We start from the raw sequence: 25535 nt of genomic DNA on the forward strand, positions 1-25535 counted from the left end.
GAATGAACGTTCATCCATTCTAACCCGGTGGACTGCACAAGGCCAGCACCTGGGGTACAATGTGCGGCCCTGTTCAGGAAGCTGCGCCATGAAGCTCAATCCCGCCCAGAACGACGCCGTCAAATACATCTCCGGCCCCTTGCTGGTGCTGGCTGGCGCCGGCTCGGGCAAGACCCGGGTGATCACCAACAAGATCGCCTACCTGGTGCAGCAATGTGGCTGGCAGGCCAAGCACATCGCCGCCGTCACCTTCACCAACAAGGCCGCCAGGGAGATGAAGGAGCGGGTGGCCCAGACCCTGGGCAAGAAAGAGGCCAGGGGCCTGACGGTGTCGACCTTCCACACCCTGGGGCTCAACATCCTGAAGAGGGACGGCCACCACCTGGGGCTGCGCGCCGGCTTCACCCTCTTTGACGAGGCGGACATGAGCCAGGCCCTCAAGGAGATCGGTGCCAAGCTGCTGCAGGACGACAAAGATCTGCTCAATCTGGTGATCGGCCGTATCGGCCAATGGAAGAACGACCTGATACTGCCGGACCAGGCCAAGGCCCTGGCCCAGGACGGGCGCGATGCTGCCTTCGCCGAGCTTTACGACCGCTACAGCCAGTATCTGCGGGCCGTCAACGCCCTGGACTTCGACGACCTGATACTGCTGCCTACCTTGCTGCTGCGGGACAACCTCGAGGTGCGCGAGCGCTGGCAGGACAGGCTGCGCTACCTGCTGGTGGACGAGTACCAGGACACCAACACCAGCCAATACGAGATGGTGAAACTGCTGGTGGGTGAGCGGGCCCGTTTCACCGTGGTGGGGGACGACGACCAGTCCATCTATTCCTGGCGCGGCGCCCGCCCCGAAAACCTGGTTCGGCTCAAGGAAGACTTTCCCCACCTCAAGCTGGTGAAGCTGGAACAGAACTACAGATCCACGGCCACCATACTGCGCAGCGCCAACATCCTCATCGCCAACAACCCCCACGTCTACGAGAAGGAACTGTTCTCTGAACTGGGCCAGGGGGAACGGCTCAAGGTGATGATGGCCAACAACGAAGACCACGAGGCGGAAAGGGTGGTGGCGGAGATCCTCTCCCACAAGTTCCTGGGCAAGACCCATTACAAGGACTACGCCGTGCTCTACAGGGGCAACCACCAGTCGCGGCTCCTTGAAAAGGCGCTGATGCAGAACCGCATCCCCTACCGTATCTCCGGCGGCACCAGCTTCTTCTCCCGCGCCGAGGTCAAGGACATCATGGCCTACCTGCGCCTCCTGGTGAACCCGGACGACGACACGGCGCTGCTGCGCATCATCAACGTGCCGCGCCGGGAGATAGGTCCCGTGACCCTGGAAAAACTGGGCCACTACGCGGGCCTGCGCAAGACCAGCCTCTTCGCCGCCAGCTTCGATCTCGGCCTGGAGCAGCACCTGACCGGCCGCGGCCTGGAAGCGGTGCGGGAATTCACCCGCTGGCTGACCGATCTCCAGGAAGAAGCCAAGCGCGGCGAGCCGGAGGAGGCGGTGCGGGAACTGATCCGCGGCAGCCACTACGAGAACTGGCTCTACGAGAGTTCCCCCTCGGCCAAGGCCGCCGAGATGCGCATGAAGAACGTCTCCACCCTCTTCGGCTGGGTCAGCGGCATGCTGCGCGGCGACGACCTCGACGAGCCCATGAGCCTGCAGGAGGTTGTCACTCGCCTGACGCTGCGCGACATGATGGAACGCCAGAGCGAGGAAGGAGAGGCCGACCAGGTGCAGCTGATGACACTGCACGCCTCCAAGGGCCTGGAGTTTCCCTACGTCTACCTGATCGGCATGGAAGAAGGGCTGCTGCCCCACCAAAGCAGCATCGACGAAGACAACATCGAGGAAGAGCGGCGCCTGGCCTATGTGGGCATCACCCGCGCCCAGCGGGAGCTGACTTTCATGCTCTGTAGGGAGCGGCGCCAGTTCGGCGAGAGCGTCAGGCCCCAGCCCTCACGCTTCCTCGACGAGCTGCCCCAGGACGACCTGGTCTGGGAACACCGCCAGCCTCCGCCCAGCCCACAGGAACGCCAGGCCAAGGGCAAGGCCAATATCGCCAACCTGAGGGCGGCGCTGTTCAACAAGGATTGATTGGAGCCCAGGCAGTCATGCCTGGGTAAATGCCTTAGGCGCAGAGCATCAGCTCGGCCTGGGACAGGGCCAACGGCTGGCAGAGGTATTCCCCCTGGCCGAAGGCGAAGCCCAGGCCACGCACCGCCTCGAACTTGGCCTCGTCTTCGATGCCGTGGGCGATGATGGGGATCTGCAGGTGCCTGGACACGGCCACCACCGACTGCAGCAGATTCTGACCACGGCTGTGTTCCGTGACCTGCTTGAGGAAGTGGGGGCTCATCTTCAGAGCCTGGAAGTTGTACTGCATCAGCACCGACAAGGTGGCCGAGCCGGCCCCGAAGTGATCCAGCACCAGGCCCACTCCCAGCTCCGACAGGTACTCCATCACCTCCAGCACCTGGCTGGAAGGATGCAGCAGGGCGCTTTCCCGCAATTCCAACATGAGCTGGCCAGGGCTCAGCTCATGGTCGCGGATCTCCTGGGTCAGGTGCCTGACGAAGGCCGGGTTTTGCAGGCTGCGCAGGGACAGGTTCACCGACACGAACAGCGGCTGCTCGGTCAGCTGGTGGCTCCAGACCCCCAGTTGGCGGCAGGCATGGCTCACCATCTGGGCATCGATGTCCACTATGATGCCGGTTTCCTCGGCCGCCTCCAGGAACAGCTCAGGGGTCAGTTCGCCGCCACCAGGGCGGGGCCAACGGGCCAGCACTTCGAAGCCGAAGAGGCGCTTACCGGGCAAGCTGAAGATGGGCTGGAAGGCGGGGAAGATCAGCTTGGACTCCACAGCGTGGCGCAGGGCGTTCTGCAGGCTGAAGCGGCTCAGCAGGCTCTCGCGCATGGTGTCGTCGAAGCTCACCACTTGGCCGCGGCCCTGGGCCTTGGCCTGGTACATGGCGGTATCGGCGTCCCGCAGCACTTCGGATGCATCCTTGTAACGGCGATGGAGATGGGCCACCCCCACAGAGCAGCCGGAAAAAACCTGCCTGTCCAGGAGCTCGAAGGGCTGGTGCATCACCTTGACGATACGTTGGGTCACCAGCTCCACATCCTCGCTCTGCTGCATGCAGTCGAAGAGGATCACGAACTCGTCGCCCCCCAGGCGCGCCACCATGTCAGTCTCGCGAATGCAGGATTCCAGCCGCTGGGCCACTTCCTTGAGCAGTTGGTCACCGGCCAGGTGGCCCATGGAGTCGTTGATGATCTTGAAGCGGTCCAGATCGATGAAGGCCACCACGTAGCGGCGGTTGGGGTAGCGCCCCAGGGATTTGAGCACCCTGTTAAGCTGCGAGGTGAAGTAGGCGCGGTTGGCCAGGCCGGTCAGGGCGTCATGCAGGGCATCGAAGCGATGCTGCTCGGCCAGGCTTTCTTTCTCCTGCATCTGCCGGCGCAAGGCGCCGTTGGCTTCTTCCAAGGCCTGGGTGCGCTCCGCCACCTTCAATTCCAGGTCACGCTTGGCCACCTCCAGCATCTCGCGATGGCGACGCCGGCCAAGGGCATTGGCCACGGAGCGGGACACGAACTGGATCAGCTCCACGTCTTCGCGGCGGTAACGCTGGGTAGCGTCATAGCTCTGTACCACCAGGGCGCCCACCACTTGCTTGTCGACGATGAGGGGCCCGCCCAGCCAGTGGAAGGCCTGGGTGCCTTCGGGATCCAGCAGGCCTTCGCGTACCAGGGCATCCCGCACCTTCCTGGTCACCAACACCGGCTTGCCGCCGCGCATCAGGTATTCGGTCAGGCCCCGCCCCGGCTTGCGGGTGGCGGCCTTGGGCTGCACCTGGTCCACGAAGTAGGGGAAGGTCAGCATCTGCCGGTCGTCCAGCAGGGCAATGTAGAAATTCTCGGCGGCAATCAGCCTGGATACCTGCTCATGGACCTGGCGGAAGAAGTCCTGGGGCTCGCCGTCGCTGTTGGCCAGTTCCGAGAGGTGTAGCATCACCGATTGGAAGGTCTCGGCTCTCTTGCGCTCCTGGACTTCCCGGCGCAGCAGCAGGTTGCTGGCCTGCAGGGCCTGGGTGCGCTCTTGGATCTGTTGTTCCAGCAGTTCCTGGTGGCGGATCCGCTCCAGGGTATTGACCACCTGGCGGGCCACGAAGGCCAGCAGGGCCTTGTCGTCTTCGCTGTAGCGGGTGCCGGCGTCATAGCTCTGCACCACCATGGCGCCTATGACCTTGTCGTTGTGCTTGAGGGGAATGCCCAGCCAATCCACGGCGTCCGGGCCCAGCTCTTCTATTTGGCCTTGCTCCGCCAGGACCTTGAAGCCGTCGGAGGACAGCAGCAGGGCGTCACCGCTGCGCAGCAGGTAACCGGTCAGGCCGCGGTGCAAATCCTGGGAAGACACCTGGGCAGGGTCCAGCATGGGGTCGGCGTGATCCACCAGGTACACCAGCTCTATGGTGTCATCCAGCTCTTGGTAGAGGGCGACGTAGAAGTTTTCGGCCGGCAGCAGGTTGCCGATGATGCGGTGCACGGCGGGGAAAAAGGACGCCAAATCCCGAGCTTCGCTGGAAAGCTCGGATATCTCGAATAAGGCATCCAATAAAACATCGTTCTTGGCGCCCATGATCGGCTGTAAATCGTCCATGAGGGCTCAGATCTTTGTAGGGCCGGATCGGCAAGCGTCCTGTTTTAGCACACTTTTTAGGCAGACATCAACAAAACGTTACAGAAATGCCAAGTTATTGTGTCTTGCTAATTAAGATTTACTGCTCATGAACTCGATGGCCGCCTTGATCTCGGCTTCGGAGCAGTCCCCACAGGTGCCTTTAGGGGGCATGGCGTTGAAGCCGTTGAGGGCGTGGCCCAGCAGCACGTCCATGCCCTTGGCCACGCGGGGATCCCAGTCGGCGGTATGGACCTTGGGCGCCCCCAGGGCTCCGGTGCCGTGGCAGGCGAAACAGGCTCCCTGGTAAACCTGCTGGCCGGTACGGGGGCCTGAGGGTTTGGCAGCCTGGGCCGCGGCGCCTTCCCCTTCCAGGTAGACAGACCCCACCGGCTTGATGCGCTCGGCGATGGCCTGCCTTTCCTTGTCCTTTTCGGTGTCGGTGCTCGCCAGGACACTGGCCGCTACCAGGGCCAGGCTGAAAGCCAGGACTTTGCTGGATCTGCTCACTAGGGTTCTCCCTGTTTCTTATGGGGTTTTCATTTAATTTAGCGCTGAAGGGCAGCAATGCGCAAAAAAGACGCACCACCTCTGGAAAGATAGCCGCTGGCCACCGCAAGCATGGCCCTTTGGCGATAAAGTAGACGAACAGAAGGCCGGCACCACTTTTTTCGCATTTCACCATAGACGACCCCTGGGTGGCTCAGTATTATATGCCCTCGCCGGTCGGGCGCCCGTAGCTCAGCTGGATAGAGCGCTGCCCTCCGGAGGCAGAGGTCAGAGGTTCGAATCCTCTCGGGCGCGCCATCCCGATACAATGGCAAAAGAATTTATGGTGGGCGTAGCTCAGTTGGTAGAGCCCCGGATTGTGATTCCGGTTGTCGTGGGTTCAAGTCCCATCGTCCACCCCATTATTCCCGGTGCTTAGCGCAGTCTGGTAGCGCATCTGGTTTGGGACCAGAGGGTCGGGGGTTCGAATCCCTCAGCACCGACCAAGAACAGAGACCCGCTCAAAGAGCGGGTTTTTTTGTATCTGGGCCAAGGACTTGGCATCGCTCTATCCTTGGTGTATTGCTTAAGGGTTCAAGCCCCATAGAGATAACAAGATGAAAAGGATTTTTGGACTGGCCGCCCTGGCCCTGTTGGGCGGCTGCACCGCTACCAGCCTCACCACCAATGCTGGCAGCGCCCTGGCCGCGGCCGCCAAGCAAAACCAGATAACGACCTACCAGCCTTATGAACTCCAGGGCGTCGATCGCACCGACTTGGGTACCCTGACCCGCAGCGAATGCGTGCCAGAAGCCAGCGGCCGGTACAGCCCGGAGAGAACCCTGGACAAAGGCGCCGTCATCAGCGCCATCAAGGAAGCGGCCTACGATAGAGGGGCCAACGCCATCTCCACCCCCGCCTGCAAGCAGGACCTGCACAGCGGCGACTGCGCCGCCCGCCTTTATTGCGAGGCCCAGGCCTACAAGCTGGCCCGTGCCGAGCCGGTCAGCCCCTTGAAGAAGGTGCCTGACCAGAGCCTGTCGCTGACGCCAAGGGCCCAGGACCAGTTCCACTTCCCCAAGAGCATCTTCACGGGGCCTGGCGCTTCGGCCGCTCCCAGCCACCTGTGAAAAAGGGCCCCGAGGGCCCCTTTTTCTTCAGTCTTTCAACTGCGTCAGGTAATCCACCAGTTGGAAGAGTTCTTCCTTGGAGGAGACCGAACCTGTCTTGACCTTGTACTTGCCGTTGACGATCAGGGTGGGCACACCCTTGATGTCGGAGCTCTGGGTGTTGCGCTCCATCTGGGCCAGGCGGCCGCTGACGGAGAAGGAGTTGACGGCGGAGTCGAACTCTTCACCCGGCACGCCGGCGGCCACGAACACCTTACGGATGTCGTCCATGCCGGTCAGCTTGAGGTGCTGTTCATGGATGAAGGAGAACATCTTGGGGCCCACCTTGTCTTCCACGCCCAGCAGTTCCATCACGGCGTAGGAGCGGGACAGATCCACACCCAGGTCGCGGCCCAGGAAGTCCACGTGGTTGCGGTCGAACTTGACGTTCTTGGGCAGCTGCGCCTTGAGTTCCTGGACGAAGGGTTCGAAGGCATAGCAGTGGGGGCACAGGAAGGAGAAGTATTCGGTGACTTCGGGCTGAGCTGTGGGGCCCGCCATCTTGATCACTTCGTAGTTCTCGCCTTCCTTGAAATCCTTGGCAAAGGCAAGGGGTACCAGGCAGAGGGCGACAAGGCCCAACAGCAGCTTCTTCATGGGTTTCCTCTGGACTCTCGTTTTTTCGGTAGCCTAACACAAAGGCCTTGCAGCTATGGAACCAGCTTGTAGCTGAAAAGTTCCTTACTTTTTGTTCAGCAGATACTCAACAAGGGCTTCCAGTTGCTTGGCATCCGGCACCGAAGCCCTGTCTATCCGGTACTTGCCGTTCACCACCAGGTCGGGAATGCTCCTGGGTTGCAGCTCCTCCACCTTGGCCCGCATCTGGGCCAGCCGGCTCTCCACCGGGAAGGAACGGGAGGCGGCGTCGAACTCCTCACCCTTGACCCCGGCGGCCACGAAGGCAGCGCGAATATCCCGCAGGTCACGGTACTGTATCTTGTAGCGGTGGCGGCCTTCGAAGATCTTCGGTGCCACCTGTTTCTCCACACCCATCACCGACATGATGGCCCAGGCCCTGGCCATCAGCTTGCCCTGCTCGCCGCCGAAGGGCTCTATGTGCACCTTGTCGAAATGCACGCCCTGGGGCAGCTCGGCCTCCACCTGGTTGATGATGCCCTCGAAGGCATAACAGTGGGGGCAAAGGAAGGAGAAGAACTCCACCAATTCCGGCTCAGGGCCGGGGTGGGGATCTTTCAACACTTCGTAGTTCTTGCCTTCCTGGAAGTCCGCCGCCATCAGGCCGGAGGCGAAGCAGAACAGCAAGGCTAAAAGTCCGTTTTTCATGGGCTTACCCTCTTGTTGGCTTCCCAGGCTGGCACAGCCTCAGTAACCGGTCAACAACCTAAGCGGCGGCTCTGCCAGGGCGGCCAGGCTTTCCTTGAAGTTGAGGATCTGGTTTTCCCAATGCCTGGGCTCCGCCAGCCAGGGGAAGGCACGGGGGAAGGCAGGATCGCCCCAGCGCTCGGCCAGCCAACCCAGGTGCTGGACCTGGCGCAGGGCCTGCAAAGGCGCCACCAGGCGCAGCTGGGCCGGGTCGAAGTCCATGAACTGCTCGTAGGCCTCCACCAGCACCGCCAATTGGGCCTCCCGTTCGTGGCGGTCGCCGCTGAGCAGCATCCAGAGATCCTGCATGGCCGGGCCCTGGCGGGCGTCGTCGAGATCCAGCACGAAGAGGCCGTTGGGGCCCTCCAGGAAGTTGCCGGCGTGGCAGTCGCCGTGCAGGCGGATGGACTGGGCCTTGATGCGAGCAAAGGCCTCCAGGGTGGTGTCCACCAGGGGCGCCAGTATGGCCTTGAGGGGCTGTTGCAGGTAATCGGGCACCAGTTCGCAGGCCGCTATGGCGGCCCCGGCCCGGCCCAGCAGCAGTTCGGGGTCCAGCTTTTCCCGGTATTGGAAATCGCGGCCGGCCCCCAACCGGTGCAGCCGGCCCAGGTACTGGCCCAGGGTGTCGAGGGTATCGAGGTCGGCTATCTCCACCGGCCGCCCCCCCACTGAGGAATAAAGGGCCAGGCGGTAACCCTGGCCATGGTGCAAGGTGCGTCCCTGGAGCCGCTCTGGGGCCACCACCGGCAGCTCGGCCGCCGCCAGTTCCAGGGCGAAGTCGTGCTCTTCCTGGATCTGCGCATCAGTCCAGCGCTCGGGGCGGTAGAACTTGACCACCCAGCGCCGGCGGTCGTCGTCGAGGAACTGGTAGACCCTGTTCTCAAAGGAGTTGAGGGGCAGCAGCCCAGAGCTGACCCTGATGTCCAGTTCCTCCAGGGCGTCGAGGATGAGATCGGGGGTCAGGTCGGCAAAGTTGAATCTGGGCATCAATGGGGTCCGAAGAAGCGGGAGTCCTGGTCGGCCTGGATGCCGGGGTCGTCGGCGGCCTGGGCCTGGAAATGGATGTCGGTGATGGGCTTTTTGAGATCGGCCGGATCCAGCACCAGGCTGATGGGCAAGGTGGCCAATTCCCCCGGCGCCACCTGGATGTGCTGGTCGCCGTTCCACTGGGCGTCGGCGGGCAGGCCTTTTACCTTGAGCACGAAGTCGTGGACCTTGGCATCCTTGTTGAGCACCTTGAGGGTGTAGCTGTTCTCGATCAGCCCTTCGTTGGTTTCCCGGTAGAGGGCGTTGCGGTCCCGCACCACGTCCAGCTGGGCCAGGCTGCGGGTGGCCAGGGTGAGCACGAAGAGCCCCAGCATCACGGCCATGACGGCGCCGTAGCCGATGAGCTTGGGCCTGGCCACATGGGTCTTGCCGCCGGACAGCTGGTGCTCGGTGGTGTAGGAGATCAGCTTGCGGGGATAACCCATCTTGTCCATGACGCCGTCGCAGGCGTCGATGCAGGCCCCACAGTTGATGCATTCGTACTGCAGGCCGTTACGGATGTCGATGCCGGTGGGGCAGACCTGGACGCAGAGCTGGCAGTCGATGCAGTCCCCCAGACCCAGGGCCTTGTGGTCCTGCTTGCGGGAACGAGGGCCTCTAGGCTCGCCGCGCCTGGGGTCGTAACCGACGATGAAGGTGTCCTTGTCGAACATCACCGACTGGAAGCGGGCATAGGGGCAGATGTGGGTGCACATGATCTCCCGCATCCAGCCGGCGTTGCCGTAGGTGCAGAAGGCGAAGAAGATCACCGCGAAGCTGGTCCAGCCGCCGGCCTGCAAGGTGAAGAAGCCGGGGAACAGTTCCCTGGCCGGTACGAAATAGGCCACGAAGGTGAGGGAGGTGAGCAGGGCCACCGCCAGCCAGCCCAGGTGTTTGGCGGCCTTGCGCCAGGCCTTGTCGAAGTTCCAGGGGCTCTGGTCCAGCTTCTTGCGCTGGTTGGCGGTGCCTTCGAACTTCTCTTCGAACCAGATGAAGAGGAAGGTCCAGACCGTCTGGGGGCACATGTAGCCGCACCAGACCCGGCCCAGGAAGGTGGTGACGAAGAAGAGGCTGAAGGCCGCCAGCATGAAGAGGTAGGCCACCAGGGTGAAATCCTGGGGCATCAGGGTCAGGCCGAAGAGCTGGAATTTCTGGTCGGCGATATCCAGCAGTATGCCCTGGCGGCCGCCGTAGGGGACCCAGGGCAGCAGCAGGAAGAGCCCCAGCATCACGAACCCCATGCGCTGGCGCAGCCGCTGGTAGAGCCCCTGTACGGCCCTGACATAGATGCGGTTGCGGGGGTTGAAGCTGTTGGACTTGCGGGGATCCGGCTGCTGGATCTGCACGTCCGGTGTCACGTCCTTGACCGGGATCTGCTCGCTCATGGCGACCTCTCTTGGCACCACCGCTGGGGTACCCGTTGCGCGAAAAGGCGACCCCAGTATAAGCCCAGAGTGCCGGCCGTCACAAAATCCTAGCAGGGGCCCTGCCGGGTCGGTTTGCCCCACATCAAAAGCAGGGGCCATAGTTAACGGCAAGTCACTGACAGGAAAGCCACCTTTGGATAAATTCGCCCCCCGCCGTTCCCTGCCTGCCGCCATCTGGGCGCTGGGCGGGGTCAGCCTCTTGATGGATACCTCTTCCGAACTGATCCACAGCCTGCTGCCGCTGTTCCTGGTGGGCAGCCTGGGCGCCAGCGCCCTGTTGGTGGGGCTGATCGAGGGCCTGGCAGAAGCCACGGCCCTGGTGGTCAAGCTCTTCTCCGGCCTGCTCAGCGACCACCTCGGCAGGCGCAAGGGCCTGGCCCTGGCCGGCTATGGGCTGAGCGCCCTCACCAAGCCCCTGTTCGCCCTGGCCGGCTCAGTGGGCTTGGTGCTGGCCGCCCGGCTGCTGGACAGGGTGGGCAAGGGGATCCGCGGGGCCCCCCGGGACGCCCTGGTGGCAGACCTCACCCCGCCCGGGCTGCGCGGCGCCGCCTTTGGCCTGCGCCAAGCCCTGGACACCGTAGGCGCCTGCCTGGGTCCACTGCTGGCGGTGGGCTTGATGCTGCTCTGGCAACTCGACTTCCAAACCCTGTTTTGGGTCGCTGCCATACCGGCCACCCTGGCGGTGCTGCTGCTGGCCCTGGGGGTCAAGGAACCCGCCTCGGACTGGCGTCCGGCAGCGCAGCCGGGGTTCAGGGGGCTGGGGCAGCTGGGGTCAGACTATTGGCAACTGGTGGCGGTAGGGGCCCTGTTTGCCCTGGCCCGCTTCAGCGAGGCCTTCCTGCTGCTGAGGGCCCAGCAAGGGGGCTGGGATAAGGCCCTGGTTCCCCTGGTGCTGGTGGCCATGAACCTGGTCTACGCCCTGACCGCCTACCCTTTTGGCCGCTTGTCGGACCGCTTCGAACGCCACCGGCTGCTGGCCCTGGGGTTGCTGGTACTGATCGCCGCCGACCTGATACTGGCCTGGGACGGCCATTGGGCCGCGGTACTGGCAGGGGTACTGCTTTGGGGGCTGCATATGGGCATGACCCAGGGCCTGCTGGCGGCCATGGTCGCGGACAGGGCGCCTGTGGCCCTGCGTGGCACCGCCTTCGGCTTTTTCAACCTGGTCAGTGGCCTGGCCATGCTCATCGCCAGCCTGCTGGCGGGCCTGGTCTGGGACCAGCTGGGGCCTGGGGCCTGCTTCCTGGTGGGAGCCGGCTTCAGCGGCTTGTCGCTCCTGGCACTGCAGGCCAGGAGCCTCATCAACACCTGACCGGCAGTAACGGCCGCCAGCACCTAAGCTATTCATTACCTTAAGGGCATTGAGGCCATTGCCATGAAAATCACCTTCCTCGGCGGCGCCGAAACCGTCACCGGCTCCAAGTACCTGGTAACCACCGCCAGCACCCGCATCCTGGTGGACTGCGGCCTCTTCCAGGGCTACAAGTGGCTGCGCCGCCGCAACTGGCAGACACCGCCCCTGGACATCAAGGGCCTGGACGCCGTGGTGCTGACCCATGCCCACCTGGATCATTCCGGCTACCTGCCGGTGCTCTGTGATAAAGGCTTCAAGGGCCCCATCCACACCCACGCCGCCACCGCCGATCTGTGCAGCATCCTGCTGCCGGACAGCGGCCGCATCCAGGAAGAAGACGCCAAGTTCTACGCCCGCCACCAGCTCAGCCGCCACGACAACCCCGAACCCCTCTACGACGAGGCCGCCGCCAAGCGTTGCCTGGCCCAGTTCCAACCCCTGGATTTCCACCAGCCTTTGGAGATAGGGGACATCCGCCTGCACCTGCAACCGGCCGGCCACATACTGGGGGCCGCCAGCATCATCCTGGAGGCTGAGGGCAAGCGGGTTGGCTTCTCCGGCGACGTGGGCCGGGACAACGACATGCTGATGCCGCCCCCTGAACCCTTGCCGGAACTGGATCTGCTGCTGCTCGAATCCACCTACGGCGACCGGCTCCACCCCCTAATCGATCCCTTCGAGCAGCTGGCGGAGGTGGTCAACGACAGCGTCAAGCGAGGCGGTGTCTTGCTGATCCCCAGCTTCGCCGTGGGCCGGGCCCAGGCCCTGCAACACATGCTGGCCACCCTGATGGCGGATGGGCGCATCCCCCGCCTGCCCATCTTCCTGGACAGCCCCATGGCCATAGACGTCACCGACCTCTACCTCGACTACCAGCGGTTGCACCGCCTCGACAGCAACCAGTGCCGGCAGATGGGCGCCACTATCACCTTTGTCAGCAGTGTCGAAGAGTCCAAGGCCCTGGCCGACCAGCAATACCCCCATATCATCATCGCCGGCAGCGGCATGGCCACAGGGGGGCGGATACTGCACCACATGGCAAGGCTGCTGCCCGAGCACAGCACCACAGTACTCTTCACCGGCTACCAGGCCGGCGGCACCCGTGGTGCCAAGATGCTGGAAGGGGCACAGAGCGTCAGGATCCACGGCCAGTGGATCCCCAACAAGGCCAAGGTAACAGTGATCCAGGGGCTGTCCGGCCATGCCGACTACCTGGGGATCAGCCAGTGGCTGGCGAAGTCAAAATTAGCGAAGGGCACCCGCATCCAACTGGTGCATGGCGAACCGGACGCCCTGGAGGCCCAGCGCGACTACCTGCGCCAGACCACGGATTTCGAGGTGGAAGTAGCGGGCTACCAGCAGATCCTGACGTTGGACTGAGCAACGCTACAATTGTCCAGGTGCGCCGGCGTGCCCGTTGGGCTAGTGTCTGGGGAATAGTTACCCAAGGGAGTAAGCCTTGTTTTCCAAAGAGCAGCTGGTCGCTTTCCTCAAGGCACTGCCCGACCCCGCCTTCATCATCACCCGCGGCGGCCTTTACGCCGGCGTCTTCGGCGGTACCGACCAGCGCTACTACCACGACGGCAGCTCCCTGGTGGGCAAGCGCCTGGACGAAGTCCTGCATGCCGAGAAAGCGGCCTGGTTCCTCGAGCAAATCGCCCAGGCCCTGGACCAGCAGCGGCTCTACATCGTGGAATACGGCCTGGCCGGCAAGGATGTCAAAGGCCTTGAGGAGGGCCCAGCCGGGGTGATCTGGTTCGAAGGCCGGGTCCAACCCTTGCCTTTCCAGGTGGACGGCGAAGACGCCGTGTTCTGGGTGGCCAGCAACATCACGGAGCGCCATGAGTTGGAGCTCAAGTTGCGCCACCAGTCCGATACCGACGAGCTGACCGGCCTGCACAACAGGCGAAGGCTGATGCAAACGCTCCGGCGCCACTTCGACGACTTCCGCCGCCATGGCACCAACACCGCCCTGTTGCTGTTCGACATCGACGACTTCAAGGGCATCAATGACGGCCAAGGACACCACCAGGGCGACGAGGCGTTGCGGCTGGCGGCCCGGATCTGCCGCACCGATTTGCGGCCGGGGGATTTTGCCGCCCGCCTGGGGGGTGACGAATTCGTGGTGCTGATGCACAACACCAGCCTGGACCAGGCCCTGGTGATCGCCGAGCGGTTGCGCCGCGACATCACGGCCGCCCTGACCCAATTGCTGGGCCAGGACGGCACCCTGTCGGGCGGCTTGAGCCAGTTCCTGCCGGCGGACGACGACAGCCAGGCGGTACTGAAGCGCGCCGACGTCGCCCTCTACCAGGCCAAGGGTCTGGGCCGCGATCAACTGGTGACGCTGGCCCAGGAACCCCTCAAGCCAGCGCCGACTGGGACCTGAGGATGGTCAGCGCCAGCTTCAGGTGTTCGGCCGTTTCCCGGCCCAGCTCCGTCAGGTAACCGCCGTCCGGCAAGGTGACCAATCCCTTTTCGAAGAGCCTGTTGGTGGCGGCGACCAGCTCGGGGGCGGCGTCGTGGTGGACCTTGAGGCCGGTCTGGACGGAATCGAGGGAAAAGCGACTCAGCATGTCGAGCTCGGTGAGCAGTTCCTGGGGCAGGGCCATGGGTCTCTCCTTTGATGATGTAGTTCCACTATGCGCCCCCCTGCCGCCGCTGAAAAGCCGGTCCCGACAAAGATTTACAAAACAAGGGGCTGGATGCACTATTCCCGGACATGGACAAGAAAAGGACTATTCGATGAAAGGGACAGTACTGGCGTACTCGGTGCAGGAAGGCACAGGCACCATTTCCGGCCAAGACGGCAAGCATTACGAATTCAGCCACACCAGCTGGCAGGACAGCGCCGGCCCCAGCAAGGGCCAGACAGTCGATTTCGACGTCAACGACGGCACAGTCGGCAAGGTGTTCCTGGTCAATGACGCCCCCGTCGCCGCCGGCGGCATCAGCAACGAGCGCCTGGTGGCCGCCCTCCTGGCCTTCTTCCTCGGCGCCTTCGGCGCCCACAAGTTCTACCTGGGCAAGACCACGGCCGGCATCATCATGCTGGTGGTGTTCCTGTTCGGCTTCATCCTGCTGGGGATACCTTCTTTCATCATCGGCGTCATCGCCTTCGTGGAATTCATCATCTACCTGATCAAGCCCAACGAGGATTTCCACCGCGAATACGTCGAAGGCGACAAGGCCTGGTTTTGAGACAGACAGCCGCCTAAGGGCGGCTTTTTAATGCTTCATCGCCTGTCACAGGCCCCCGTTACTTGATAGGGTTGGAAGCAACCAAAACAAGCCAGCCCAACTGGCATCCTACAGCCCGCTTCCGGAGGGATCCCATGTCCGTTCGTCTCGCTTCAGTGGCCGCCGCCGTGGCCCTGGCCCTGACCGCCTGCAGCCAACCTGAGACCGGCACCGCCGCCGAACCCCAGAACACCGCCAAGACCGCCATCGACGTCAACGCCCTGGCTGACCAGTATTTCGAGGACAACCTCAAGCTCAACCCCTGCATGGGGGTCTATATCGGCGATTACCGCTTCAACGACCAGTACTGTGTCCAGAGCCCGGCCCACTTCCAGGCCCAGCGGGACCTGACGGCCCGTTACCTGGCCAAGCTGGCCAAGATCGACGCCAAGGCCCTGAGCCAGGACCAGCACACCACCTATGAACTGCTGAGCTTCGACCTCAACCTGGCCAAGGACGGCGAGCGCTTCCCCAACGAAGAGCTGCCCCTCAATCAGTTCTACAACGACTTCGCCAGCTTCGCCCAGCTCGGCTCCGGCACCAGCGCCCAGCCCTTCGCGACGGTGGCGGACTACGACGCCTTCCTGAAGAAGGTGGCCGGTTTCAGCGAGAACGCCGGCTTCGAGATGGCCGCCATGAAGGCCGGCATGGCCAAGGGCGTGGTGCTGCCCAAGATCCTGGCCAAGCGGCTGGTGGAGCAGCTGAGCGCCGTGCTGGCCGACAACCCCGAAGACAGCCTCTTCTGGGGCCCGGTCAAGCAGATGCCGGCCGGCTTCAGCGACGCCGACAAGGCCCGCCTGACCGCCGCCTACAAGGCCGCCATCGCCACCCAGATCCTGCCCGCCTACCAGCAGATGCGCGACTTCATCCGCGACCAGTACCTGCCCGCCTGTAGAGACAGCGACGGCTGGAGCGGCCTGCCCGACGGCAAGGCCTGGTACGACTGGGAGATCCGTTCCCAGACCACCCAGACCGAGATGAGCAGCGACCAGATCCACCAACTCGGCCTCCAGCTGGTGGACCAGATCCACGGCGAGATGGCCAAGGTGCAGAAGGAGCTGGGCATCAAGGGCGACCTGCACGACCTCTTCCACTTCATGCAGACCGACCCAAGCGAGTACTTCAAGACCCCGGAAGAGGCCCTGCAGGCCTTCCGCGACGTCAAAGCCAAGGTCTACGCCAAGCTGCCGACCCTCTTCGACACCATGCCCAAGAGCGACTACGAGATCCGCGCCACCGAGAAGTTCCGTGCCGCCAACTCCGCCGCAGGCGAATACCAACCCGGCACCCCGGACGGCTCCCGCAAGGGCGTCTTCTACGCCAACATCTACAACCTGTCGGTGCAGCCCAAGTACGGCGTCACCACCCTGTCCCTGCACGAGGCGGCCCCGGGCCACCACTTCCAGATCTCATTGCAGATGGAGCAGAGCGGCCAGTCCAAGTACCGCCAGTTCACCGGCTACAACGCCTACGTCGAAGGCTGGGCCCTCTACTCCGAGACCCTGGGTAAGAACATGGGCCTCTACCAGGACCCCAACCAGTACTACGGCCACCTGTCCGACGCCCTGCTGCGCGCCATGCGCCTGGTGGTGGACACGGGCCTGCACGCCAAGGGCTGGAGCCATGACCAGGCCATCGCCTACATGCGCGCCAACAGCTCCATGAGCATTGATGACATCCGCAGCGAGGTGGAGCGCTACATGGCCCTGCCCGGCCAGGCCCTCGGCTACATGCTGGGCCGCCGCGAAATCGAGAAGCTGCGCGACGAGGCCAAAGCCGAGCTGGGCGACAAGTTCGACATCCGCGCCTTCCACCACCAGGTGCTGGGCATCGGCGCCGTACCCCTGGAGGTACTGGCCGAGCATATCCACAGCTGGATCAAGAGCCAGAAGGCCTGAATGGCCAGTCGATGAAAAAGCCCGCCATCCGGCGGGCTTTTTATTGGGCGGACTTGGCGTCAGACGAGACGGCCGCCGCCATCGATATGGAGCACCTCGCCGTTCATGTAGCCGTTGCCGAGCAAAAAGGCGATGCCCTCTCCCACTTCCTCCGGCCGCCCGGTGCGGCCCACCGGCAGTTTCTGAGCCGTCTCCCTGAAGACTGAAGCCCGCCCCTCGGGGCCAAAGACGTCGAAAAGGGGGGTGTCGATAAGGCCGGGCGCTATGACGTTGACCCTGATGGGCCTGAGTTCCAGGGCCAGGGACCGGGCCAAGGCCTCGACCCCGCGCACCGCCGCCGCTATGACGGACTCCCCGTTGCCGGGCGGGCGGTCCGAGAACTGCCCGCCGGTCAGCACTATGGATCCGGTCGGTGGCATCAGCGGCAAGGCGGCCTTGATGGCGTAGAGGGGCCCGGCGATGCGCTGCTGGACCTCCTCCAGCAGCCAATCCGGGTCGGACTCGGCCAGCCTGCCCAGCTGCAGGCCGCCGGCGGTGATCACCAGGTGGTCCACCCTGGCCAGGTTACCGAAGACGGCCTCGACGCTGTTGCGATCGGCGATGTCGGCGACCGCCGTCCGCGCCCCGCCGATACGGGTGGCGGCGACATCCAGCTTGGCCGGCGTTCGGCCGACCAGGGTAACCTCGGCGCCCCTCGCCTTGGCCGCCGCAGCAGCAGCCAGGCCGAGGCCGGAACTTCCCCCTACTATCACCACCTGCGCCCCCTCGAGGGTGCCTTGCATAACGGTATCCATGTGATCTCCCTGTTGAACCAGTGGCACTCACTGGACGGTAAGTTATTCTTGGGTGGCCTGGAACGCAGCGAAATTGCATATGACTTATGCCATGAGGGAATGAAATGGACACGCTTCACGCCATGCGGCTCTTCGCCCGCGCCGTCGAGCTGGGCAGCTTCTCGGCGGTCGCCCGTGAGGAAAAAGTCGGCCAACCGACGGTGAGCAAGGTCATCGCCGCCCTGGAGCAGGAGCTCGGCGTGCGCCTGCTGGAAAGGAGCACCACCAGCCTGGCCCTGACGGAAGCCGGCAGGCGCTTTTACGCCCGCAGCGGCCAACTGCTAGAGGAGTATGCCGATGCCGTGGCGGACGCCCGGGGCCAAAGGCAGCAATTGGCCGGCACCCTGCGCCTCGCCGCCCCAGTGGGCCTGGGTGAACTGCGCCTCAACGCCCTGGTCCTGGCCTTCCTGGCTGCCTATCCCGAGATCGAAATCGAATTGATCCTCAACGACAGGGTGGTGGACTTGGTGGAGGAGGGCGTCGACCTGGCCATACGCCTGGGCGGTGAACTGCCCCCTGACGTCATAGCCCGCCATATCGCCGACTCGCCGCGGCTGCTGGTGGCGACGTCCAATTATGTCGAGGGTTCCCCCAGGATAGCCAGGCCCGAAGACCTGGCAGGCCATGAGTATTACCGCTTCGCCTGGCTGGCCACCGGCAGCAGCCTGGCCTTTTCCAGGGGCGGCGAGAAGGTCGTCGTCGAGACCCAAGGCCGCTACCGGGTCAACAGCTCCCTGGCCCTTCGCCAGTGCTTTCTGGAAGGTAAAGGGCTGGGCTCCGCCCCCGCCTGGCTGGTGCAGGATCTCGTCGACAGCGGCGAGCTGGTACAGCTGCTTCCCGACTGGACGCTGCCGCCCCAGCCGCTCCACCTGGTCTACCCCTCACGCAAATACCAACCCCACAGGACCCAGGCCCTGCTGCGGTTCCTGGCCGAACGTATCCCGGCCTTGCCGGGGTTCCTTGTACAGGGCACTTGAGGCATCGGACTTGTTAAGCCCAGTAAAAAGCCGGCTTGAGCCGGCTTTTAAAACAAGGAAATGGATCATTCATTGCGCAGTGCCTTGATGGGGTCGTTACGCAACAAGGCCCTTGCCGGTAGATAGCATGCCAGGATGACACTGGAAAGCAGCGTGACGATGATCAAAGACAGCAAAACAGGATCGACACTCAGCCACTGGTGCCAGTCCTGATCCAGCATCTCTGGCACCATCAGACTGATACCGAGTGCTATGGCAAGCCCAAGCAGTGAGGGATAAAGCCCATAACGCATCATAAGCCAACGTAATCCAGCCTGTTTGGCGCCCAGCGACATACGGATACCCATCTCGTATCTCTGGCTCTGATTTGCCATGCTCAATACCCCATAGATCCCCATATTGGCCAGCAATAGGGTGGCCGCCGCCAATATGATTGATATCGTCAATGTCAGTCGGCTGGCTCTATTGCTGCCTCGCACCAGTTCCTTCACCGATGAGGCATCATTGACAAAAAATGGCTTTGCCACCGATTGCAATACCTTTTCCAACCTGTCCTGACGACCAGCTAAGGGCAATGCACTCTCTACAACTGCGATCAACTGCTGAGACACCTGGGGCTGTGAGCTGAAAACGGTTGGATAATAATCATCACTACCGCCAGGCCCATGATGATTTGCCACTATTCCAACAACTTCTACCAGGCTATTGCCAGGGATGCCGAGGTACATGAACAGCTTGGCCCCCAAAGCCTGCTCACCGCTAACCCTTTCGATCTGCCTTGCCAAATGCTGGTCAACAACAACCTTTCTCACATCGGCCAGACTGTCATCAGACGACAGATAACGCCCGGCAATAAGCCGGCTGTGGATTTGAGACAAATAGTTAGGCGATGCCCAAATGGCCTCCACCGTTGCCACCGGATGGTGATCCGCCGTGGTTATGGATTGCACTGAGACACCACTTCTTATGGGACCATTGGAAGTGACCGAGGCAGCTTTGATGCCTGGGAACTTGAGCAGGGCCTTCTCCAGTCGAGGCGTGATTATTTTCAATTCATCTGCCGTCAGAGGCTGAGACCTGTCCCATCCCAGATCGACTTGGTATAAACCTGTCTGCTTGAAACCCAGATCGCGATTGATGACTGACCAAGCATTCTTCAGGGGCAAATGGGCGCACAGCACCAAGGTTGATGTCAGCACAACCTGGATCAAGATGAGACGCTGATTAGTAACCTTGGACAACTGTCTGGGTGTTCCTTTGCCACTGCTGTGGAGATAGAGATTGATATTGCGATCATCCAACATCCGACTCGGCAGCCAGGCAAATATAGCTGCGATGAAGAGGCTCAGAACTAGGGCAATCAAGATGCTGTATGGATCCAGGCTGAGGTGATTCAAGACGGGTAAAAACTCCGAGAGGCTATCGCGCAATGCCGGCTGGCTCCAGGCTGACAACAGCAATGCCAGAAAGAAGGCCATAAGCGTTATGGCCAAAGCTTCTCCCAAACGCTCCAACATCAATTGATGTGGCTTTGCTCCCAGGGACAACTTTATCGACCACTCAGAGGTTCTTTGTTGGGCTCGGCTGAGATAAAGGTTGAGGAGATTGATTACTGTGATCAGCAACAAGGCCAGGGCCGAGATGAAGACGGCAGCGATCACCAGGCCATACCCTTTGCTACTGGCCTTCTGTAGAGTCATCACTTTCAGGGTCAAACCCGCTCCCTCACCAAAGAAACGGGCATAATCGACTTCCTGAGATTTCTGGTTCAACTCTTGAGCCAAAGCTGCATCTGACTCATTCGGCATGGCACGCATGTAAACCGCAATATCGTAGATATTGATGTTATCTGCTTGATAAGCGGGCAATTGCTCCCTGTCCGTGATCCGATAGTAGTCAAAATCCACTCTATCAGCCGGCTGCAAGCCAGGGGGATCACGATACCTCTCTGGCAACACGCCGATGATTTGATAGTCTTGGCCGCTTAATTCAAGTACTTGGCCGACGATATCTGCCCGCCCACCAAAACGGGTTTTCCACACCCTATGACTTATCACGACTGAATGGCCCGCTTCAGCGTCATCTTCCCTGAACAAGCGCCCTTTCATAGCCGTGACGCCAAGTAATTGGAAAAAGTGACTGTCTACCAGAACGCCATGCCAGTTGCGAGCCGTACGCGCCTTCTGCTTGTCGTCTTGACTGGCATAGGTCATACGCTCGCTCAAAGAGGGGTCACTCAACCAGCGCTTCAGGGTTACCGGGTTGTGTGCCGGCATCGAAAAGCTGCTGCTTTTGAACTGCCCCTCAACGACCCTGAGGTTGTCGGCTTGGCTATAGGGAAGTGCCTGCCACCAAGTAAGACTGGCAACGGCACTTACGGAGAGTAGTATCGCCAGGCTCAATGCCAGCACCGCGACCATGCTGACAGTGGCTGTTAGGCCTTGTATTTTTAATTGTCGCAGCCCCTGCTTGAGTTCATAGATCATGTAATCTCTCCCGGATCAGATGGCCTTCCGTAAAGAATCATCTGTTACTAGGCCGCCATCCAGGAGCTGGAGACGTGTCTTTGCCTCGGCAGCGAACTGAGGCTCATGTGTCACCATGCAGATGGTGGTACCCTTTTCGTTGAGGCTCTGTAATAGTGCCATTACTGCGAGGCTGTTTTTGGTATCCAGGTTACCCGTAGCCTCGTCCACCAACAGCAAACTCGGCTCGCCAACAATAGCCCTGGCAATAGCCACACGCTGTTGCTGACCTCCCGATAATTGATTGGGCCTGTGGCTCAATCTATGGCCCAACTCAACTTGGTTTAAGGCATTGCTGACCTTATCCTTTATCTCGTCACGGGGAATACCGCGATAGTGCAGCGGCAACGCCACATTTTCAGCAACGGACAAACCGTCAATCAGGTTGAATGACTGGAATACCAGTCCTATATTCCTGTTGCGTACCTCGGACCGCTGATCACTATCCAACAAGGTGACATCTTGGCCATTTATGGTATATCGCCCGGCACTGGGAGTATCCAGGAGCCCAAGAATGGACAGCAAAGTAGACTTGCCACAACCCGAGGGCCCTGAAATGGACAGGTAGTCTCCCTTAGATATGGTCAGATCAACTCCTCTCAGTGCATGGGTTTCCATTTCATCGGTCTGGTAGACCTTACTGATTCCTTCAAGCTGGATCATGTTTCCTTACCTCATTTTTTATACAAAGATCGTTTCAACGGATGTAGAGTCTCTGAACATCACTGTCTTTCCAGCGTTGGGTATCAGAAATGATAACAACGTCTCCTTCATCCAGGCCCTTGTTAACTTCTATGAAGCGATCCGTCTCAACCCCATAACGAACACTGACCAGCTCAGCACTATCATCTTCTTTATCTAATCGATAAAGGCCATCCAGCCCAGAATCTTGGGCTTGATAAGGCCTCTTTACATAAAGGACATTTTTTAAAACACCACTGCTGATGGTACCCTCAACGACAAGAGATGGTCTGGCATTACGAGGAAGTTTTCCAGATAAGGTAACCTCAACAGTAATACTTCCCTGATCCACCACAGGGACTATTCTCGAGACCTTTCCTTGGACTACACCACGCCGGGTATCGATAACGGCGGCATCACCAAGACTGATTTGATCAGCGCGTCGTTGTGGCACTTTCAAGCTCGCCAATAATTCACGGTCTGAGCCAACCAATGCTAACTCAGTGCCTACGGCTACACTCTGACCCAGTTCCACATTAAGATGTTGGATCACACCTGATATACCGGCCTTGACATTCATTGAATCAAAGCGCCGTTTAAGCAGCGTTACTTTGGTATTTCCTTGCTTTAATAGGTCCTGCTGTACCAAACGTGCCTGTCCCTGAAGATCACGTAATTTTTCAAGCCTTGCCTTCTCGAAACTAATTTGCTGCTCTAATTTCTTTACTTGCATCTTGCTTTTGGCTAACTCAAGGCGGGAGACGATCTTCTTCTTGGCCAGTTCTTCATTTGCTTCAAATTCCAAGCGGCTGATTTCCAAATCCCCTTTCAGTGACTCAAGTCGGCTCATTTGCTGTAACAGTTCGTTAGCCTGACTCGCCTCCAACTGCTTAGCTTTAGCTCTGGACTGGCTCTGCGCCAGTTCTGCATTTGTCACTTCCTGCTCTAAATCAGGGTTGGCAAGCTTAAGAATGATGTCACCCGGCTCAACCCTTTGCCCTGGCTTCAGCAAGATTTCTTCTACTACGGCTGCTGCAGGAGCTGTCAAAAGGCGCTGTTTGGCTGGAATAAGTTCACCGTACCCCTTTATCTCCAGAGGAACGTCACCTCTTTCAACCTTAGCTGTAACGACTGCATCGGCAGCAACGACATGGCTCGCCATTGGCCTGGAAAACTGCCAAGCGGTAAAAAGAGCAACGGCAACTACTGCAACTGCGACCAGTACCTTGCTACCAGCCTTCTTCTTACTCTTGGAAACCTTGGGTATATCCATTAATTTATTTCCCGAAGGTTGATCTTGACCTATTAATTCCTAAAAGAGGCAAGAATAGGTACACTTATTTTCCGGTTTTATTGTCATGGCTTTCAAACAGCCTCCACATCCAACTTGAGTTGGGGTTCTCCAATACTGTTGTCATGCATGGCCAGTGCTTCCATCTTGCTCACCTCACTGATCCTTCCATCCCTCAGCAGCAGAACACGATCAGCTCTCAACAGAGTTTCCGGCCTATGAGCTATACATAGACGCGTCAGGGGTAAACGACTTAATTCGTCAAGAACCGTTTTCTCATTCTCGCTGTCCAGATTAGCGGTTCCTTCGTCCGCAAGCAGGATTCTGGGATTATGATATAAGGCCCTTGCCAGCAGGATGCGTTGCTTCTGTCCCCCAGATAAGGTCGAGCCCAGATCGCCTACGGGTGTGTTGTACTTCATCGGCATTCTCATGATTTCTTCATGGATGTTTGCTTGCTTTGCCGCCTGCTGCACTTGCTCAAAATCGGCCCAGGGATCTTCAAAGGCGATGTTGTCAACAACCGAAGCACTTAATAGCCTGTCATCCTGCATAACAACACCAAATTGGCGGCGATACCATCCACTCTCCAATTCATCAATGGGTACTCCATCCAACTCGATCCTCCCCGAGGCCGGCTTGTAGAGGCCCAGCATCACCTTAAGAAGAGTTGTCTTACCGGAACCAGACGGGCCGATGAGTGCGACAAACTCGCCCGGATGGATAGTAAGGTCGACATCAGCCAGAATCGGCAGATCCGCCACCGCATAGGCAAAATTGACGCTCGAAAGAGTCAGCCGCCCTTCAACACCATCACTCACCAGCCTGCCTGAGGAGACCTCTGGTTCCGGGTTGGCAAGCACTATGTCTGCCAACCTGTCCAGATAAACACCAACGTACTTGATATCAAGAAGGCTGGTGATCAACGCATTTCCCTTAATGGAAAATTGGCTCTTGTACATGAAAAAAGCAAATAGCGTACCTATTCCCATAGTTCCGTTCAGAACAAGCTCGCTACCAAAATAGACACATAGAGCGGTATCTATACCTAGCACAACAATACGAACACTATTCTGAGTTTGAATAAAGGAAGCCAACTTGACCTCCGACTGCATCAAAGCGCTATACTTGTTCTGCCATACATTTAAACGATCTTCTTCCTTCGCAAATATCTTTATTGGCGACATACTCCGTAACGTCTCAATGACAATGCCCGTCTCTCTTTCTTTTGCCTTTATCTTGTCTCTCAACTTCAGCTCAGTTAGATTTGAGCAGTACCAGCGAAATCCCAGGTAGAAGAGGAATGAACCAATAGTAATCAACCCAAGAACAGGTGATATGTAGAATATTGCTGTACCGACACCCAAGGCAATGGCACCGTCCAGAACAACACTGACCAAGTTAGACGTTAACAGTGTCCGTAATTGCTCTGTCGAATGATATTTTTCAATGAGATCGCCGGTATTACGTTTTTCGAAGTAGGACAAGGGAAGAGAAAGTAGGTGTGAAAAAATACTGCGCACAAAGAATTGATTAAACTGAGTTCCCATGTAGATACCTACATAGTCTCTCATCAAGCTCAAGAGGCTTTGCACTAGAGCTACTAATATGAAACTGAGGGCCAGCCACTTGACAAGACTAAGATCGTTAAGATCAATACCGTAGTCTACAGAATATTTTACGAATAGAGGACTAGCCAAGGAGACCAGCTCCAATAGCAGCGTTAACCATATAGTCTGAACCAGGATCTTTCGTGTTCCCTTAGTGTTACTGAAAAGCCATTTCAGCCCAAGGCGCCCTCCCTGTGGCCTAAGTGAAAAATCACTACCTGGCTGTATCTCAACAACAACACCGGTAAAGTGCCTTGCGAACTCATCTTGCTTCAAACACCTAACACCAAGGGCAGGATCATGAATATAGTAACGTCCGTTTTTTATCTTCTTGAGTACGACAAAGTGATTGAAGTCCCAATGCAGTATCGCGGGTAGCCTTATTCTCTCCAGGCCTTCTACGTCACACTTTACTGGTCTACTCACGAGCTGGTACTGATTAGCAATACTGACGACCTGCTTAAGGGTGATCCCCTTAAGCGAGACAGGATAGCTCTCCTGTATTGCCGTTATGGTGACAGGCTTACCATGATGTTGCATAACCATGGCTAGACAAGCGAGACCACAAGTGGAGGCCTCTGTCTGGTAAATCATGGGCAAACGGCGCCAAGAAAGAACCTTTTCAAAAAACTTCATCAAAGAATCTCACTCTTGATATCAGGAGAAGCTCCTGTGGTACCGTCGACAGTGGGGAATCCAAGGTCAAAATCTTGCACTTTCCCCCGTTCTCACCTTTGCAGTTTTCCCAAGATAAAACGTTCGGCCCCGACTTGACTCTTAAATTATGAGAAGAGGGGGGAAGGGAATGCTTAAGGGTTACTCTGTAGGTTGGTCTACCAGGCAGCTTTTCAGTTGCAACTGCGGATATCTGATGGGTTACTGGGACGTTAGCCACACCAAAGCCCAAGGCTATTAATAATAGTAAGGGTAAAAAAATTACAACCCAGCCATTGATGGGACGAGCAGCATTAGGTTCTCCAAGCAACCGATACCGATAATGC

The 25535-nt window shown here is 59.6% G+C and carries 20 protein-coding genes and 3 tRNA genes; 11 read left to right on the forward strand and 12 right to left on the reverse strand.

Translation table 11 applies throughout. From position 1 onward, the window contains the following. The first annotated feature begins 88 nt into the window (after positions 1-88). Positions 89-2107, forward strand: a complete 2019-nt coding sequence (rep, locus tag PVT67_RS18420; protein WP_301496347.1) for a DNA helicase Rep — start codon at positions 89-91, stop codon at positions 2105-2107. A gap of 34 nt (positions 2108-2141) precedes the next feature. Here the strand turns inward: rep and PVT67_RS18425 are convergent, their stop codons facing one another. Together PVT67_RS18425 and PVT67_RS18430 are read right to left on the reverse strand one after the other, a co-directional pair. Next, entirely contained in the window at positions 2142-4673 is a 2532-nt protein-coding gene (locus PVT67_RS18425; protein WP_301496349.1) for an EAL domain-containing protein, read from the reverse strand. 111 nt (positions 4674-4784) lie between these two features. Beyond that, a complete protein-coding gene (locus PVT67_RS18430; protein ID WP_336407783.1) occupies positions 4785-5201 on the reverse strand; it encodes a c-type cytochrome in 417 nt (138 codons plus the stop codon). A gap of 220 nt (positions 5202-5421) precedes the next feature. Between PVT67_RS18430 and PVT67_RS18435 the strand changes: the two genes are divergently transcribed. The 4 genes from PVT67_RS18435 (at position 5422) to PVT67_RS18450 (ending at position 6310) form a co-directional block, all read left to right on the forward strand. Next, positions 5422-5498 (forward strand) — tRNA-Arg (locus PVT67_RS18435). 28 nt (positions 5499-5526) lie between these two features. Further along, positions 5527-5602 (forward strand) — tRNA-His (locus PVT67_RS18440). 7 nt (positions 5603-5609) lie between these two features. After that, a tRNA-Pro gene (locus PVT67_RS18445) sits at positions 5610-5686 on the forward strand. Positions 5687-5797: 111 nt separating this feature from the next. Beyond that, positions 5798-6310: a hypothetical protein gene (locus tag PVT67_RS18450; RefSeq protein ID WP_301496351.1), complete on the forward strand. Its 513-nt coding sequence runs from the start codon at positions 5798-5800 to the stop codon at positions 6308-6310. A gap of 27 nt (positions 6311-6337) precedes the next feature. On the opposite strand, the gene PVT67_RS18455 is transcribed toward PVT67_RS18450, so the two are convergent. From PVT67_RS18455 to ccoG, 4 genes are all read right to left on the reverse strand, one after another. After that, positions 6338-6946 carry a thiol:disulfide interchange protein DsbA/DsbL gene (locus PVT67_RS18455; protein ID WP_301496353.1) on the reverse strand — a complete coding sequence of 203 codons (609 nt, stop codon included), beginning with the start codon at positions 6944-6946 and terminating at the stop codon, positions 6338-6340. Positions 6947-7030: 84 nt separating this feature from the next. Then, entirely contained in the window at positions 7031-7633 is a 603-nt protein-coding gene (locus PVT67_RS18460; protein WP_301496355.1) for a DsbA family protein, read from the reverse strand. A gap of 39 nt (positions 7634-7672) precedes the next feature. Beyond that, complete coding sequence (locus PVT67_RS18465) at positions 7673-8659, reverse strand: serine/threonine protein kinase (RefSeq protein WP_301496357.1); 987 nt, start codon at positions 8657-8659, stop codon at positions 7673-7675. After that, complete coding sequence (gene ccoG / locus PVT67_RS18470; RefSeq protein WP_301496359.1) at positions 8659-10083, reverse strand: cytochrome c oxidase accessory protein CcoG; 1425 nt, start codon at positions 10081-10083, stop codon at positions 8659-8661. The genes PVT67_RS18465 and ccoG overlap by 1 nt, the downstream gene beginning before the upstream one ends. A 175-nt stretch (positions 10084-10258) precedes the next feature. Here ccoG and PVT67_RS18475 point away from each other — a divergent pair, with 175 nt between their 5' ends. The 3 genes from PVT67_RS18475 to PVT67_RS18485 all read left to right on the forward strand — a co-directional run bounded on the left by PVT67_RS18475 (position 10259) and on the right by PVT67_RS18485 (position 13868). Further along, positions 10259-11437: an MFS transporter gene (locus PVT67_RS18475; RefSeq protein ID WP_301496361.1), complete on the forward strand. Its 1179-nt coding sequence runs from the start codon at positions 10259-10261 to the stop codon at positions 11435-11437. A 63-nt stretch (positions 11438-11500) separates the two neighbouring features. Further along, positions 11501-12859: an MBL fold metallo-hydrolase gene (locus PVT67_RS18480; protein WP_301496363.1), complete on the forward strand. Its 1359-nt coding sequence runs from the start codon at positions 11501-11503 to the stop codon at positions 12857-12859. Between the two features lie 79 nt (positions 12860-12938). Next, positions 12939-13868 carry a sensor domain-containing diguanylate cyclase gene (locus PVT67_RS18485; protein ID WP_301496365.1) on the forward strand — a complete coding sequence of 310 codons (930 nt, stop codon included), beginning with the start codon at positions 12939-12941 and terminating at the stop codon, positions 13866-13868. Here PVT67_RS18485 and PVT67_RS18490 read toward each other — a convergent pair. After that, complete coding sequence (locus PVT67_RS18490) at positions 13843-14091, reverse strand: TIGR02647 family protein (protein WP_301496367.1); 249 nt, start codon at positions 14089-14091, stop codon at positions 13843-13845. The genes PVT67_RS18485 and PVT67_RS18490 overlap by 26 nt on opposite strands. A 133-nt stretch (positions 14092-14224) precedes the next feature. Here PVT67_RS18490 and PVT67_RS18495 point away from each other — a divergent pair, with 133 nt between their 5' ends. Next, a complete protein-coding gene (locus tag PVT67_RS18495) occupies positions 14225-14680 on the forward strand; it encodes a TM2 domain-containing protein (protein WP_301496370.1) in 456 nt (151 codons plus the stop codon). 134 nt (positions 14681-14814) lie between these two features. Further along, positions 14815-16617: a DUF885 domain-containing protein gene (locus tag PVT67_RS18500; RefSeq protein ID WP_301496372.1), complete on the forward strand. Its 1803-nt coding sequence runs from the start codon at positions 14815-14817 to the stop codon at positions 16615-16617. A gap of 59 nt (positions 16618-16676) precedes the next feature. Here PVT67_RS18500 and PVT67_RS18505 read toward each other — a convergent pair whose 3' ends face one another. Further along, on the reverse strand, positions 16677-17411 hold the full coding sequence (locus PVT67_RS18505; RefSeq protein ID WP_301496375.1) for an SDR family oxidoreductase: 735 nt from the start codon (positions 17409-17411) through the stop codon (positions 16677-16679). 104 nt (positions 17412-17515) lie between these two features. Between PVT67_RS18505 and PVT67_RS18510 the strand changes: the two genes are divergently transcribed. Next, a complete protein-coding gene (locus PVT67_RS18510; RefSeq protein WP_301496377.1) occupies positions 17516-18427 on the forward strand; it encodes a LysR family transcriptional regulator in 912 nt (303 codons plus the stop codon). A 65-nt stretch (positions 18428-18492) separates the two neighbouring features. On the opposite strand, the gene PVT67_RS18515 is transcribed toward PVT67_RS18510, so the two are convergent. From PVT67_RS18515 to PVT67_RS18530, 4 genes are all read right to left on the reverse strand, one after another. Further along, positions 18493-20913 carry an FtsX-like permease family protein gene (locus PVT67_RS18515; protein ID WP_301496379.1) on the reverse strand — a complete coding sequence of 807 codons (2421 nt, stop codon included), beginning with the start codon at positions 20911-20913 and terminating at the stop codon, positions 18493-18495. Positions 20914-20928: 15 nt separating this feature from the next. Beyond that, positions 20929-21615: an ABC transporter ATP-binding protein gene (locus PVT67_RS18520; RefSeq protein ID WP_301496382.1), complete on the reverse strand. Its 687-nt coding sequence runs from the start codon at positions 21613-21615 to the stop codon at positions 20929-20931. A gap of 34 nt (positions 21616-21649) precedes the next feature. Beyond that, positions 21650-22906: an efflux RND transporter periplasmic adaptor subunit gene (locus tag PVT67_RS18525; protein ID WP_301496384.1), complete on the reverse strand. Its 1257-nt coding sequence runs from the start codon at positions 22904-22906 to the stop codon at positions 21650-21652. A 92-nt stretch (positions 22907-22998) separates the two neighbouring features. Further along, a complete protein-coding gene (locus PVT67_RS18530; RefSeq protein WP_301496386.1) occupies positions 22999-25170 on the reverse strand; it encodes a peptidase domain-containing ABC transporter in 2172 nt (723 codons plus the stop codon). Positions 25171-25535 lie beyond the last annotated feature (365 nt).

It is taken from the genome of Gallaecimonas kandeliae (genome assembly GCF_030450055.1).
Classification (GTDB): domain Bacteria; phylum Pseudomonadota; class Gammaproteobacteria; order Enterobacterales; family Gallaecimonadaceae; genus Gallaecimonas; species Gallaecimonas kandeliae.

What these genes read in the sequence shown, in the direction of transcription:
- rep (WP_301496347.1), top strand. Translation starts at nt 89, where the DNA reads ATGAAGCTCAATCCCGCCCAGAACGACGCCGTCAAATACATCTCCGGC.
- PVT67_RS18425 (WP_301496349.1), bottom strand. Translation starts at nt 4,673, where the DNA reads ATGGACGATTTACAGCCGATCATGGGCGCCAAGAACGATGTTTTATTG.
- PVT67_RS18450 (WP_301496351.1), top strand. Translation starts at nt 5,798, where the DNA reads ATGAAAAGGATTTTTGGACTGGCCGCCCTGGCCCTGTTGGGCGGCTGC.
- PVT67_RS18455 (WP_301496353.1), bottom strand. Translation starts at nt 6,946, where the DNA reads ATGAAGAAGCTGCTGTTGGGCCTTGTCGCCCTCTGCCTGGTACCCCTT.
- PVT67_RS18460 (WP_301496355.1), bottom strand. Translation starts at nt 7,633, where the DNA reads ATGAAAAACGGACTTTTAGCCTTGCTGTTCTGCTTCGCCTCCGGCCTG.
- PVT67_RS18465 (WP_301496357.1), bottom strand. Translation starts at nt 8,659, where the DNA reads ATGCCCAGATTCAACTTTGCCGACCTGACCCCCGATCTCATCCTCGAC.
- ccoG (WP_301496359.1), bottom strand. Translation starts at nt 10,083, where the DNA reads ATGAGCGAGCAGATCCCGGTCAAGGACGTGACACCGGACGTGCAGATC.
- PVT67_RS18480 (WP_301496363.1), top strand. Translation starts at nt 11,501, where the DNA reads ATGAAAATCACCTTCCTCGGCGGCGCCGAAACCGTCACCGGCTCCAAG.
- PVT67_RS18490 (WP_301496367.1), bottom strand. Translation starts at nt 14,091, where the DNA reads ATGGCCCTGCCCCAGGAACTGCTCACCGAGCTCGACATGCTGAGTCGC.
- PVT67_RS18495 (WP_301496370.1), top strand. Translation starts at nt 14,225, where the DNA reads ATGAAAGGGACAGTACTGGCGTACTCGGTGCAGGAAGGCACAGGCACC.
- PVT67_RS18500 (WP_301496372.1), top strand. Translation starts at nt 14,815, where the DNA reads ATGTCCGTTCGTCTCGCTTCAGTGGCCGCCGCCGTGGCCCTGGCCCTG.
- PVT67_RS18505 (WP_301496375.1), bottom strand. Translation starts at nt 17,411, where the DNA reads ATGGATACCGTTATGCAAGGCACCCTCGAGGGGGCGCAGGTGGTGATA.
- PVT67_RS18510 (WP_301496377.1), top strand. Translation starts at nt 17,516, where the DNA reads ATGGACACGCTTCACGCCATGCGGCTCTTCGCCCGCGCCGTCGAGCTG.
- PVT67_RS18515 (WP_301496379.1), bottom strand. Translation starts at nt 20,913, where the DNA reads ATGATCTATGAACTCAAGCAGGGGCTGCGACAATTAAAAATACAAGGC.
- PVT67_RS18520 (WP_301496382.1), bottom strand. Translation starts at nt 21,615, where the DNA reads ATGATCCAGCTTGAAGGAATCAGTAAGGTCTACCAGACCGATGAAATG.
- PVT67_RS18525 (WP_301496384.1), bottom strand. Translation starts at nt 22,906, where the DNA reads ATGGATATACCCAAGGTTTCCAAGAGTAAGAAGAAGGCTGGTAGCAAG.
- PVT67_RS18530 (WP_301496386.1), bottom strand. Translation starts at nt 25,170, where the DNA reads ATGAAGTTTTTTGAAAAGGTTCTTTCTTGGCGCCGTTTGCCCATGATT.